Here is a 12193-nt window from a genome sequence, read left to right as displayed (position 1 = left end):
CCTGCACGCCTACCTGCGCTGGCGCAACGCCAACACCCGCCACCGCGACGTCCTGGCCGCCGAACGCCGTGAACGCGCCCGCATCCGCAGCGAGAAAGGCATCCGATGGGGCGGGCGCCCCCTCGCCGCCGCGGCCTGACCCCACCCGGCGAACCTATGCGGTCACAGCACTAGACGGCGCACTGCCGCACCCCTCGGTCTGGGCGCGGTCGTTGTGTTGGGCTCCCCGGCTTCACCAAGGAGCTGGCTGCATAAGAAGGTCTCCACAGAACGAGGGGATTGACATACATGTCGTGTTGAACCGGCCGTACTCCGCGCCCTGCTTGGTGCGGCCGTAGACGCGTTTGTGGGTGGAGTCGACATCGATGAACGCCTTCTGGCCGGATCCGGGCAGCAGCGGGGCATACGCAGCCAGTGCGGCCAGGAACTGGCGGTGCGCGGCGTGGAGTTGGAGTGCGTGACCGTGAGTGAACGCGCGCAGGAACGTGCCGAGCGTGGACGGGGCACGGACCCCGCCGAACAGGGTCGGCATGGCACCGTGGCGCAGGACGTCGAGGTCGTCGATGCTGTCCGCGCCTGCGGCCATGCCGGCCACGATGCTCATCACCTTGGCGTCCGCCGAGGCGCCCGCGCTGTTCTTCGCCCCGGTCAGCTTCACCTTCGGGGCCGTCAGACGGGCAAGCCCGCACCGCTCGGCCAGCCGCATCACCGGGACCAGCCCGGCACGCCCGACCAGATTCGTGTCATCGAACGCGACCGACACCGCCGCGGCGGCATGGGAAGATTGCATCTCGCGGGTGTTCTCTTGCTGTGTGGATGTGGAACCGTCGGAAGTCCCATCATCCCAGATCAGAGGGCATCCGCGTCTTCATGTCCAAGCCTTGGACCGGCAATTGACCGGTGGATCAAGGCTAAGGCGGAGCGGTCAGCCGCACTCCCTCCGTGCCGACAGTAGTGGCCGCAGGGCGATCAGCGCCCCGACGACGAACACGGCGGTGGCCAGGTAGATGAGGCCGAGATGACCGAGGGTGTCCAGGTCGTACGGGTAGTGGGCGGGCAGTGCGACGGCCAGACCGAGCACGGGGACGGCGACCGCGGTGACATAGGCCCACAGGAGTCCGCGGCGGACTCCGAACCAGGCAAGCGCCGCAGTGGCGAGTCCGGCTGCCGCGATGAAGCCGGACACCGCGATGTGCAGGTGCGCGATGTAGTCGTACAGCTCGGGACTGAACGCCTGGATGTCGGATCGGCCCACATCCACCTCGCCGGGGCCGATGCCCAGTTCCAGGAACGCGCCGGTGAAGTTGCGGACGAAGAAGATCACCGCGTATCCGACGAATGCCAGACCGGCGAGCGCCATGAGCGCGGATCCCAGTCGGAGCGTTCCCGGGCTCCCGGCGGTGCCGACCGTGCTCCTCCGATGCGTGACGGTGGTCATGGCGCCTCCTTGGTCGACCGGGCGTACTGATGTTCTCGCCTATGAAGACGGCACGGGCAAATGAAGTTATTGCAACGTGGCAAAACGCAATAAAATCGGCGTCAGGAATCGTCTCTATGGTGTGGCAGGCGTGCAGGTCACCGAGGCCGACCAGAGGGAAGACTTCCGCCAAATGGTGCGGGCAGAGCTTCCCCGGCTCTACACGATCGCCCGGTCCCTGCTCGGTACTGACGCCGAGGACGCGGTGCAGGACTGCATGGTGAAGGCGTTCGAACGCCTCGACCAGCTCCGTGATCCGGCGGCGGGTGCCGCGTGGCTGCGGAGCATTCTCGTCAACTGCTGTCGCGACCGCAGTCGGGCCCGGGCCAGGCAACCGGTCGCGGTGGACTTCGAGGAGGTGGAGGACTTCTCTCTCTACCGGAAGATCGCCTACGAAGATCCCTTCCCCTACTCGGACAGCCTCCACCTGGACTTCCTTCAGGGATTTGGACAGGAGGACGTGCGCGCCGTGCTGCTGCGGCTCCCCGAGATCTACCGGGTTGCGCTCGTCCTGGTCTACATGCACGGCTTCCTGGCCAAGGAAGCAGCGGCGATCCTCCGGGTGCCGCTGGGGACCGTGCTCGCCCGCCTGCACCGGGGCCGCAAGCTCTTCGAGAAGCAGATGTGGGACTACGCGGAAGAGAACGGACTGCTGAAGGAGGGCGTGCGTTGATCACTTGTTCCGAGGCGGTGCGGGAGCTGTGGGAGTACCTCGACGCCATGGTCGATCAGGCGGACCGCGAGGCGGTGGAAGAGCACCTGTCCCTGTGCCGGCGCTGCTGCGGTGAGCTCGAATTCGCCGTCGAGCTCCGCAGACTCCTGCTCGGCACGGGCCGTGAGGACATCCCCGCAGACGTCCTGCGGCGCCTGAACGAGACCTTGGAGGAGCTGGGCCGATGAGCCGCGATCTGATGCACAGCGGCGAGGTGAAGCAGCTGGTCCGCGACGCCTACCGCAACGTCCCGGCGTCCACGGCCGCCGTGGCCCGCAAGCTCTACACCCCCGAGGAGCTGGCCGAGGTTCCCCAGGCCGCCATCGACCGAGCCCTCGGTGTCGCCGACCACCTCCGCTTCGCCGTCATCCACCCCGGTGAGACGATTCTCGACATCGGCTGCGGAGGCGGCATCGACACCATCCTCGCCGCCCGCCGCACCGGCCCGACCGGCCGCGTCATCGCCCTCGACTTCCTGCCCGAGATGCTCCTGCGCACCGCCGACGCCGCGGCCGACGCCGCTCTGACGAACGTCGAACCCCTGGAAGGCGAGATGGAGGCCATCCCGCTCCCGGACGACACGGTGGATCTGATCATCTCCAACGGCGTCATCAACCTTTCCCCCCGCAAAGCCCGCGTGATGGCCGAATGCGCACGCGTCCTGCATCCTGGTGGCAGGCTCTGCGTCGCCGACCTCACCGTCGGCCAGGACGAGCTTCCGCCGCAGATCCTCACCCAGCCCGCTGCCTGGGCCGGCTGCGTGGCTGGGGCGCTGTCCGAAGACGACTTCGTACGCAAGCTGGAGCGGGCTGGATTCCGGGACGTCCACGTGCCGTACCGCCGCCCCATGAGCGTTGACGACTGCGCGCTGTACCCCCTGTTCAGCGCAGAGGTGATCCAGCTCATGAAGAAACTGATCCCAGCGGACCAGCAGCAGGCCGTGGCAGTCTCGGTGGTTATCCGAGCACAGCTTCCGCAGACACAGACCGACTGGTGAAGCCATGGGTGACGACCGCCTCTGCGTCCGACCCCATGAGGACTGCCCGCCCGACTCGCTCACGACCAGGCGGCTTTGATGGTCGAGGGCGATGCGACGACAAGGTCACCTCGTGTCCTGCTGCCGACGCAGATCCCGCAGGAACGTGGCGACGTGTGGGAGTTCCTCAACCCGGGCACGGGCCACGGTCTCCCGCGCCTCCAGCTCCTCGGTCAACGACCCCATCGACGCCCCTTCACCACCACGGTAGGAGGACGCCGTCCGGCCTACGTCCCCAATCAGCGTTCTGCCAGCTCAGCACTTCCCTGAAGAAGAGCTACACCCCCCGGCACCAGCTCGACCTCATCCAGACCGAGGCCGCCCTGCGGGGCGTCACCGTCCACATCGTCGTCGACTTCGTCCACGTCCTCGAGTACCTCTGGCAGGCCGCGTGGTCGTTCCACGATCCCGGCGATCCGGCCGCCGAGGACTGGGTTGCGATCCAGGCCCTGACCGTGCTCACCGGAGGTTCCCGCCTGACCGCCAAGGCGATCGACCGGCAGGCCCGCATCGCGCGGTTGACTCCTGCTCGGCGTCACGGCGCCGACGTCTGCGTCCGCTACCTGACCAGTAAGGAACCCTTCCTCCATTACGACCGTGCGCTCGCCGCCGGCTGGCCGATCGCGACGGGAGTGATCGAAGGGGCCTGCCGACACCTGATCGCCGACCGGCTCGACATCACCGGCGCCCGCTGGGGCCTCGCCGGAGCCGAAGCCCTCCTCAAACTCCGCGCGTTGATCAGAAACGGCGACCTCGACGTGTATTGGCGCTTCCATCTCGCTCACGAACATCGCCGCGTTCACGAGGGCTCTCACCAGGACGGATGCCAGCTCCAGCCTGATCAGCGTGTGGCGCAGTTCCTGCCGGACAACTCACGCAGCGGATAAGGCCCGTCGGGCATGGTGCCGCGCAGCCAGTCGGTGATCCACTCGGCCAGCGACTGCCCGAGAGGGGCCAGGGCATGTTCGGTGCAGCAGAGGTTGGGGTCCCAGTCCCACATCTGCCCGTCGGCCGTCCTGAAATCGATCAGAGCCCACATGGCGCAGCCCCGGTCCATGAGCGGAACGATCCCCGGCTGGAGAGGATGCTCGGGATCAGCGAAGTCACGGTATGCCTCCGTGAGATCCGCACAGTCGCTGAACCAGTCGCCGGTGTCCGTCAGGGACACCACCTCCCAGGGCCCGAAGCCGCCGTTGGCGACCTCGAGGTAGAGCCTCCGCAGGAGCCGGGGCATCGGATGCCCCACCATCTGCTCCACCGCCCGGACGTCATCCGCGGACGCAGGGTCGGGCAGTTCCCGGTCGGCCACATGCGCACGGACAGCCAGGATGAGGTCGTCGTCAGTCACAAGCAGATCTTCGACCACCTCAGACCGCTTGTCGATGGGCGAATGTCCTGTTCAACGCCTCCCTGAGAAGGAGCTACACCCAAAGCCAGATGCCGCACCGCCTGCCGCATCTCCTTGCCCAAGCCGCCGCCCCGCACGTCCGGACTGAGCCAGGAGAAGGTGGTGACAGTTCCGAACGCGGCGAAGTCGGTGCCGATCAGATCCTGCATGCCCACCGGCTCGCCGTCGATGACCACGACGAAGTACAGACGCCACAGACTCGCGCTGACACGGCCTCGGCCTCGCCACACTCCCCGCAGCCAGCTCCACTCGCGCTCCGGGCTGTCCTTATAGAGGGACATCGGATCGTCAAAGGGCCACGGGGGCTGCGTGACCACGCCCTTGCGAACCGTCGGGACCAGGCCCTCCAGGAGCTCATCCGTCGCCCCTAGCAAGGACAGCCGGGGTGTGTGCACCTGCACGTTCAACGGCGGATACGTGGACAAAGACGAGGCGGTCGTCGGCATGGGCGCACCCTACGGGCCGGCCAACATGGCGCGCATCACATATTCGGCCTGGAGCCTGAGCACGGCGATCTTCCCAGAGGGAGAGCTACACCCATCCGGGATCCCCAGCTCGGGGTGCGGCTGGCAGTGCGTGCAGGCGGGCATGCTGTCGGCCAGCGCGCGCATGGCCTCTTGCCGGGACGCGGGCTTGGTGTGCTTGCCTGCCGGCCGTGCGGCAGTCGCCAGTGTGGACGGCCAAGGGGTGCGAGGCTGTCTTCTTGTGCACCTCAGGCGCGGGATAACCTCGTCCGCATGGCTGACTTCTGGCAGGTGTCTACGGCAGTTCCGACGCGGGAGCAGGCTGTTGAGTTGGCGCGGTCGGTGGTGAGCGAGCGGCTCGCGGCGGGGGCGCAGATCATCGGCCCGGTGATTTCCGCGTTCTGGCACGACGGGGAGTTCGGCACGGGGAAAGAGTGGCAGCTGCTGCTGAAGACCACCCAGGCCCGGTACGCGGAGCTGGAGGCCCACTTGCTCAAGAATCACCCCTGGCAGAACCCGGAGATCGCGGCCGTGCCGATCGAGGCCGGGGCGAAGGGATGCCTGGACTGGATCGCCGCAAACACCACGGCGGAGTAGACGCTCAGACCCTGGCCTTCTCCAAGGTTTCCGCGACGGCCGGCAGCGAGCGGTGCTTGCTCAGCCGGTGAATGAGCGGGGCGAGCCGTTCGCGGGGCCGCACTGAGGCGACCTCGGCGGAGAGATCGAGAGCGCGGCTCGTCACGGCGGCTGCCTGCTCGACTTCGCCCGCGTGCAGGTAGGAGGCGGCGAGCCAGGACAGGTACAGGCTCTTGTCGCGGGCGTGCTTGTCGTCGTACTGGGCGAGCGCTTTCTCCAGGGCCGGCACCGCGCGGAGAGGGCGCCGCAGTTCCGTCCAGCAGCGGCCGGTCATGATCTGGAGTTCGGTGGCGTCTACCCAGGTGGCCCAGTCGGGTTGCGGGGTGTCATCGACCTCGGACAGCGCGGCGTGTGCGGCCTCCAGGGCGCGCTCTGTCGGGTCGGGCTGGTCGGCGACCGCGTGAGCCCAGGCAAGGCGCTCGTACAGCAGCGCGCGTACACCGGCTGCTGCGTGAGGGCCGGCGGTGGCACACGACCGGGCCGCGATCTGCGCCCCGGCCTGCCGGTCGCCGGGCAGCCGCTGATATGCGAGAAAGGCGAGCGCGTTACCCGCGAGGGCGGCATCGCCGGCTTCCCCGGCGGCCTTGTGGCTTGCCTCGTACAGTCCCGTCGCCTCGGCCTGCCGTCCGCCGTCGAACGCTGCCCAACCGGCTTGCTGCGCCTGCTCGGCGAGGACGGAGAGAAGCTCCCGGCCGGTCTCCTCGGTGCACGAGTTGTCGCGCAGCAGCGACCTGGTGGCTTTGTACTCTCCGAGGTAGACCCGGTACGTGTCCCCGCCTCCGAGGACGTCGTCCAGGCGTCGCAGGCGGGCGGTGCGCCGTCGCAGTTGCGCCGGGACGTCCCTACCGATGCGGCGCCCCGCTGGGGGTCGTGCGATATCGGGCAGGCTCACGGCGAGGCCCGCTCCGGCGGATGCCTTCAGGAACTCGCGGCGCTGCACCTCATCCCCATAGCGATCGGTAACGGTCGTGTCCGGCGTCTCCCACGGGCGCGGGGCGAGCCCCACCATGCGGCCGGGGATGCGGAGGGCATCAGCGATGCGGACGATCTTGTCGAACGTGGTTACGCGCCCGCGGCCCTTAGCGAGAGTTCCCACGCGTTCGGGCTTGATATCGCATTCGGAAGCGATCGCCGAGTAGCTGATGCCGACTTCAGCCCGTGCGAGGAAGAACACCGTACCGAAGTCGTGCGAGGCAAGGGCGGCTTTCACGTCGGGGCGCTGAAGGAGCGTACGCGGTAGCGCGGTTGGCGGTTCATAACCGGTCATGAGTGCCCCGTGAGGCTGAGGTGAGGAACTGGCCCAAAAGCCAGAGTACCCATGATGGGTACCCCTCGACGGGAAGTCAGAAGTCCCACGGTGCTTGGAAGGTTGAGGCCTTCAGACCCCGGCGACCGTGCGACCGGTCCCGGGGCTGGCCAACGCTGTGGAGGAGCGTCGACATGACGAACGGTACCGCCCCGTCTGAGGGGCGCGCACAGGGGGGCGAAGATGGCTATCGAGGTGTACACGGTCCGCCGGGACGGGGTGGTGGTGGGCCCGCCGCGGGCCACGGTGAGTGTGCCGTACGGGTACGAGCCCGCCCTCGAACCGTTGAACACGCAGCTCGCGTCGTGTGCCTGCCCGGTCCACCGCCAGGCGGGTGCCCGGTGAACGCCACCCGTGACGAGACCGAGACTCCCGCGCTGTCCACCGCCACGATGCGTGCCGCAGCGACCTGGCTCCTGGACCAGCGCACGGTGCCGCGCCACCAGAGCGTGAAGCTCTTCAGTCAGGGCTTCCACAACTACCTGGGGCAGCTGATCCCGCAGATCGAGCAGCTCGCCGACGTTCTGCCCCCGGAAGACGTTCCGGCGAGGGTGGCGCTGGCCGCTGTCGGCGAGGCCCGGCGGCGTCTGGAGGAGCCCGAGGCTGCGGGCCTGCATGGCGAGGTCGACCGTGTCAGGCGGCTCGGCCGGTCGGTGGTGGCCCTGTGCGACCACCACGACGCGCTGACCGGCGTGGCGATGTGCCTGGCCTGCGACAAGCCGATCGAGGCAGGCGACGCCTGGGTGCCGTACGACAAGGTCAGCCCCTCCGGTGGTGCGGCCCGGGCGGGCCGGATCCACTGCCGCTGCGCGAACGCCCCACGCCGCCGCTGACGCGGCAACCCGCCCCCGGTGAGGGGCCCCACGGCGACCGCAGGGTCAGGGTCGCAACCCAAAGATGCCTCTCCCGCCGGAGCTCCGCAAGACTCCGGCGGGAGGGGGCCCAAGACTCCCGCCCCGGGTCCAGCCCTGGACAGGTCGAGCGCCGGAGCGGCCACCCTAACCATCGGGAGGACAGCACCTCATGACTGCTGTACTGGAACCGCCGGCCAACACCGCGCCGGGCGGTGTGACGTTCCTTGAGTTGGAGATCACCGGTGGGTGCCAGCTCACGTGCTCGTCGCACTGCTACGCGCAGGTGGGTCCGACGAAGGGTCACGGGACGATGACCGGCGGCGACTGGCGTCGCGTCATCGACGAGGCCGCCGCCATGGGCGTGGACACCGTGCAGTTCATCGGTGGCGGTGCGACACGAGGTCGCGTATGGCGAGTGAACTCGCAGATTGGAGACGGGTTATGCCCGATGCGTAGTTCCTGATCAGTGTTCGAGATCAGTCCCCGCCTTGACGTGCGTCCGCAGGCCCCGCCTGTCGGGGGTGCGAAGCTCAGGGAAGACGCCCAAGGAACTCCCTCTCCGTCAAGGGGGCGCCGGGCAAGGGGAAGACCGAACGGGTGAACGTCAGTGAACTCCTCGACGAGGCTTCGTCAATGATAGCTCTGGGTGACGGGATGAGAACCAGGGTCAGGGCCTGGCCGCTGGAAGAGGCGGCGAGCGGCGTCCGAACCGCCGCGTCGGACGTGGGAACACCGCTGGCCCCGGGGTTTAGAGGAGCACCCAACCCGGTCGCATCTCACATACGCGGAACGTGGAAACCCCGTCGGGGTCCGGACCACCAAGGTGGCCCGGTAGGCCGATCGCAAGAGGGGCGGAACTCCTCGGCGGGACAGGATGCCCAAGAAGCGGATGCCGGTGGCCGAAAGGCAACGGGACGCGTCACAGAGAAGCCGATCCTCCAAGCGGTAGTGACGGGGAACCGACCGGATGCCGGCCTTGCTGCCGGGCCCGAAAGGGCGCTGACGTGGGCAGGTGAGCCTTTGAACGCTGAAGTCGGAATCCTCATGAATCAAGGGGCAAGTTGGACGCCGTCAAGGTGAACGGACCTGCGGGCGTTCTGGACTGGAACGCCGTCAATTGGCGTGCCCATGAGCTGAACGTAATGAGGCTACGACAGAGGATCTTCAAGGCAACGCGGGAAGAGGACTGGGCCACGGTCCGGTCCTTGCAGAAGATGATGTTGAGGTCCTGGTCGAACACGTTGATCAGTGTCCGCCAGGTAACTCAACGCAATGCAGGACGCCGGACAGCGGGAGTTGACGGGGACGTCGCTCTCTCGTCGGAAACCAGGGCCGAGGTGTCGATGCGAGTGCATCGAACGCTCAAGACCTGGGACCCGATGCCCGTTCGGCGCGTGTACATTCCGAAAGCCAATGGAAAGCAGCGGCCCCTCGGAATTCCGGTGATCACGGATCGGTGCCATCAGGCGCGGGTACGTAATGCGCTGGAGCCCGAGTGGGAGGCAAGGTTCGAACCCCGTTCCTACGGGTTTCGGCCGGGGAGAAGCTGCGCCGATGCGATCGGCACCTTGTTCAACACCCTCAGTAGCCGTCGTATGCGACCGGGTAAGAGGGTGTGGATTTTGGATGCTGACCTATCGGCCGCGTTCGACAACATCAATCATTCGAGGCTTCTGGAAGCTCTCGGCGCGTTCCCGGCCAGGGGGCTTGTCGAGAGGTGGCTCAAAGCCGGGGTGATGGAGGGCAAGGAGTTCACGCCGACCGATACAGGGTCTCCCCAGGGCGGTGTGATCAGTCCGTTGCTGATGAACGTGGCACTTCATGGGCTGGAGGAGGCCGCCGGAGTCAGGTACCACGTGACCGGCAATGCTGCCGGAAGGGCACTGGAAGGGACTCCGGTCCTGGTGAGGTACGCCGATGACCTGGTGGTCTGCTGCTATTCCAAGCAGGAGGCGGAGCAGGTCAAAGGGAAGCTCGCCGAGTGGCTGGCGCTCAGAGGTCTGGTCTTCAACGAAGAAAAGACGAAAGTCGCACACCTCGAAGAGGGCTTTGATTTCCTGGGCTTCAATGTCCGCCGCTACCGCAACGGGAACGACGGAAAGCTACTCATCAAACCAAGCCGGGATGCGGTAAGGCGTATCCGGAAGAGGATCGCGGACGAGGTGCGCGGAATGCGTGGCTGGAGCGCGAGGGCGGTAATCGCCAGGCTCAACCCGATTATTCGGGGCTGGGCCTCCTACTACCGGGGGGTGGTGTCCAGCAGGGTCTTCAACGCGCTGGACCATTACATGTGGTGGATCACCTTTCGGTGGGCCAGACACAAACACCCGAACAAGCCGAAGAGGTGGATTGTCAATCGCTACTACGGCAAGTTCAACCGGTTCAGGAACAACCGGTGGATCTTTGGCGACCGGACCTCGGTCACTGACCGAGGCGAGGTCACCCACCTGGTCATGTTCTCCTGGACCGAGATCGTTCGACACCAACTCATCAAGTCTGGAGCGTCCCCGGACGACCCCGATTTGGTGGAGTACTGGACCGAGCGGCGACGAAGGGTCAAACCTCCACTGGACGGCTACAACCTGAACCTGCTCGCCAAGCAGGACGGGCGGTGCCCACTGTGCGGGGAACACCTTCTCTTCGCCGAACAGCCGCCACAATCCCCACTGGAGTGGGAGCGTTGGTGGTTGAGCTTCATTCGCCGGGCGATAGCCGCCAGCTATCTCACCCACGACCGGAGCGCATCGGACGGAAAGCGATCACGCCTTGTGCATGCCTCCTGCGATCGGGAGTTCCAACGCCGTCGCAGGAAGTCCGAAACATCTTCAAGTCCCGCAATGCCCCTGGGGCTTGCTTGAGCCGAGGTGCGGGGAAAGCCCGCGAGCCCGGTTCTGAGGGGGACCCGGCGCAGCGATGCGCCGGGTCTACCCGACAGCCCACCCTGCACCCCGAGTTCGACCGGCTCGTCGGGCACGCCCTGGGCGCAGGTCTGCGCGTGCAGGTCTATAGCAACCTCTACCGGGTGCGTGCCGAGCACTGGAATCTGTTCGCCGACCCCCGCGTGAGTCTGGGTACGTCGTACTACTCCGATGACCCGGACGAGCACGACGAGATCACCGGCCGTAAGGGCTCCTACGAATGGTTCGGGCTCGAGGTCCACGTCGCAGGTGATCAGCCAACTGTCATCGGCTGTTCGCACTCGTACCCCCATGGCCGTGACATCTGGGCGCGCCCGCGGAAGACCTCGACAGGTGTCTCGCCGGTGAGCGTATGCGATCTTGCACAACGGGCATGTGATTGCCCGAGACCCTCCCTTCACGTCTCTCTACTGGGTGATGGTCATTGCTCTTGGTGGCGGACCAGGAGCGCAACTCGGGCACCGGGCACGGTGGGAACGGGACTGCCAGACCTGCGGGAGCCGCTCGGTGCACAGGCTCCCGCGCTGACCATCGACGATGCCGGCCCGTTCCTGAGCGCGATGCTCAACCATCAGAGCTGCCGCGCCTCCGGCTGGAACCACCTCCGTTCGGGCTTGGCCGGGGCCCACCTGCCGTGGACCAGCCGCTTCTTCACCTTGCCGATGGACGACGACGGCACCCGGGGCCCGCGGGCGACGTTCATCGTCTGCCCGCACCTGGAAGCGGTCCACCTGGACCAGGACGGCGGCGACGGCTGGACGGTGAACACCGAACGGCACTGGCGGGCCCGCGGGTTCCGCCCGATGGGCCGCGAGCTGGTGGTCGACAAGTGGGTGGCCGTCCAGGCCCCGCCCCGCGCGCCTGGACGGGCAGTGGTCGTCGGCGGCGGACCTGGAGACCATCAAAGCGTGCCGGAAGCAGAACGGGCTGCTGCTGGGCGTCTCCACCGCGTTCGAACCGGTCGCCGCGACCGACCCCAACGACGTCCTGCGCTACGGCGCCGCCGGTCACGTCTTCCTCGGCTGGGTTCCCCTCGCATTACCGTCAACCCCTGTCGGGAGTGGCGATTTGATACTCGTCGGTCCCTGGCCGGATTGGCCGACTCCGGCCGTGGATGTCGTATGCGGCCGGTAGCGTGCCGTGCATTCGCGAGAAGAGGGACAACCGTGGGATCACGCTTTCCTGACGTGGAGGAGCTCGGACCGATCACGGCGCACGAATGGCGGACGCTGCGGTCACTGAACCAGGCCTATGTCAGGGCGGTTGCAAGTTCCGGGATCGCGTAGATCGTCCGCGTGCAGCGGGAGTTGACGCAGCAACAGCACAGGCACGAGACCGGTGATCATCAGGGTGTCTATGCCAGCTGATCACATCGAGGTCCC

At 67.0% G+C, this 12193-nt stretch carries 16 protein-coding genes and 1 pseudogene; 9 read left to right on the top strand and 8 right to left on the bottom strand.

Annotated elements, in window-relative coordinates:
- Positions 1 to 139: pseudogene (locus ACTWQJ_RS33590) on the top strand (IS630 family transposase); the annotation flags it as partial.
- Between the two features lie 93 nt (positions 140 to 232).
- Here the strand turns inward: ACTWQJ_RS33590 and ACTWQJ_RS33585 are convergent.
- A complete protein-coding gene (locus tag ACTWQJ_RS33585; protein ID WP_443310274.1) occupies positions 233 to 790 on the bottom strand; it encodes a transposase in 558 nt (185 codons plus the stop codon).
- A 135-nt stretch (positions 791 to 925) separates the two neighbouring features.
- Entirely contained in the window at positions 926 to 1438 is a 513-nt protein-coding gene (locus ACTWQJ_RS33580; RefSeq protein WP_409472294.1) for a hypothetical protein, read from the bottom strand.
- Positions 1439 to 1568: 130 nt separating this feature from the next.
- On the opposite strand from ACTWQJ_RS33580, the gene ACTWQJ_RS33575 reads away from it, so the two are divergent.
- Genes ACTWQJ_RS33575 through ACTWQJ_RS33565 form a run of 3 tightly spaced genes read left to right on the top strand, consistent with a single transcriptional unit; the run spans position 1569 to position 3186 of the window.
- On the top strand, positions 1569 to 2150 hold the full coding sequence (locus ACTWQJ_RS33575) for an RNA polymerase sigma factor (protein ID WP_443310273.1): 582 nt from the start codon (positions 1569 to 1571) through the stop codon (positions 2148 to 2150).
- A complete protein-coding gene (locus ACTWQJ_RS33570) occupies positions 2147 to 2377 on the top strand; it encodes an anti-sigma factor family protein (protein WP_443310272.1) in 231 nt (76 codons plus the stop codon). Before ACTWQJ_RS33575 ends, ACTWQJ_RS33570 begins: the two co-directional genes overlap by 4 nt.
- Entirely contained in the window at positions 2374 to 3186 is an 813-nt protein-coding gene (locus ACTWQJ_RS33565; RefSeq protein WP_443310271.1) for a methyltransferase domain-containing protein, read from the top strand. The genes ACTWQJ_RS33570 and ACTWQJ_RS33565 overlap by 4 nt, the downstream gene beginning before the upstream one ends.
- Positions 3187 to 3464: 278 nt before the next feature.
- On the opposite strand, the gene ACTWQJ_RS33560 is transcribed toward ACTWQJ_RS33565, so the two are convergent.
- The 4 genes from ACTWQJ_RS33560 to ACTWQJ_RS33545 are packed head-to-tail and all read right to left on the bottom strand — an operon-like array spanning position 3465 to position 5304.
- Positions 3465 to 4028: a hypothetical protein gene (locus tag ACTWQJ_RS33560; protein WP_443310270.1), complete on the bottom strand. Its 564-nt coding sequence runs from the start codon at positions 4026 to 4028 to the stop codon at positions 3465 to 3467.
- Positions 4029 to 4066: 38 nt separating this feature from the next.
- Positions 4067 to 4573, bottom strand: a complete 507-nt coding sequence (locus ACTWQJ_RS33555; protein WP_443310269.1) for an SMI1/KNR4 family protein — start codon at positions 4571 to 4573, stop codon at positions 4067 to 4069.
- Positions 4570 to 5079 carry a hypothetical protein gene (locus ACTWQJ_RS33550; protein ID WP_443310268.1) on the bottom strand — a complete coding sequence of 170 codons (510 nt, stop codon included), beginning with the start codon at positions 5077 to 5079 and terminating at the stop codon, positions 4570 to 4572. The genes ACTWQJ_RS33555 and ACTWQJ_RS33550 overlap by 4 nt, the downstream gene beginning before the upstream one ends.
- A gap of 9 nt (positions 5080 to 5088) precedes the next feature.
- Positions 5089 to 5304 carry a DUF6233 domain-containing protein gene (locus ACTWQJ_RS33545; RefSeq protein ID WP_443310275.1) on the bottom strand — a complete coding sequence of 72 codons (216 nt, stop codon included), beginning with the start codon at positions 5302 to 5304 and terminating at the stop codon, positions 5089 to 5091.
- A 66-nt stretch (positions 5305 to 5370) separates the two neighbouring features.
- Here ACTWQJ_RS33545 and cutA point away from each other — a divergent pair, with 66 nt between their 5' ends.
- Positions 5371 to 5694: a divalent-cation tolerance protein CutA gene (cutA, locus tag ACTWQJ_RS33540; RefSeq protein WP_443310267.1), complete on the top strand. Its 324-nt coding sequence runs from the start codon at positions 5371 to 5373 to the stop codon at positions 5692 to 5694.
- A 4-nt stretch (positions 5695 to 5698) separates the two neighbouring features.
- On the opposite strand, the gene ACTWQJ_RS33535 is transcribed toward cutA, so the two are convergent.
- The gene (locus ACTWQJ_RS33535; protein ID WP_443310266.1) at positions 5699 to 6943 is read right to left on the bottom strand and encodes an XRE family transcriptional regulator; all 1245 of its coding nucleotides are present in this window, start codon (positions 6941 to 6943) and stop codon (positions 5699 to 5701) included.
- A gap of 279 nt (positions 6944 to 7222) precedes the next feature.
- Here ACTWQJ_RS33535 and ACTWQJ_RS33530 point away from each other — a divergent pair, with 279 nt between their 5' ends.
- From ACTWQJ_RS33530 to ltrA, 4 genes are all read left to right on the top strand, one after another.
- A complete protein-coding gene (locus tag ACTWQJ_RS33530; protein WP_443310265.1) occupies positions 7223 to 7384 on the top strand; it encodes a hypothetical protein in 162 nt (53 codons plus the stop codon).
- Positions 7381 to 7872, top strand: a complete 492-nt coding sequence (locus tag ACTWQJ_RS33525) for a DUF6415 family natural product biosynthesis protein (protein WP_443310264.1) — start codon at positions 7381 to 7383, stop codon at positions 7870 to 7872. Before ACTWQJ_RS33530 ends, ACTWQJ_RS33525 begins: the two co-directional genes overlap by 4 nt.
- A gap of 190 nt (positions 7873 to 8062) precedes the next feature.
- Positions 8063 to 8356 (top strand): hypothetical protein, encoded by a 294-nt coding sequence (locus tag ACTWQJ_RS33520; RefSeq protein WP_443310263.1) that lies wholly within the window; start codon positions 8063 to 8065, stop codon positions 8354 to 8356.
- A gap of 598 nt (positions 8357 to 8954) precedes the next feature.
- A complete protein-coding gene (gene ltrA, locus ACTWQJ_RS33515) occupies positions 8955 to 10751 on the top strand; it encodes a group II intron reverse transcriptase/maturase (protein ID WP_443310262.1) in 1797 nt (598 codons plus the stop codon).
- Between the two features lie 631 nt (positions 10752 to 11382).
- Here ltrA and ACTWQJ_RS33510 read toward each other — a convergent pair.
- A complete protein-coding gene (locus ACTWQJ_RS33510) occupies positions 11383 to 11514 on the bottom strand; it encodes a hypothetical protein (RefSeq protein WP_443310261.1) in 132 nt (43 codons plus the stop codon).
- Positions 11515 to 12193 lie beyond the last annotated feature (679 nt).

Origin of the sequence: Streptomyces sp. KR55 (assembly GCF_052245645.1) — a bacterium.
GTDB classification, from domain to species: domain Bacteria; phylum Actinomycetota; class Actinomycetes; order Streptomycetales; family Streptomycetaceae; genus Streptomyces; species Streptomyces flavusporus.
Note: the sequence above shows the minus strand (reverse complement) of the source record. Positions and strands in the feature narration are given on the sequence as shown.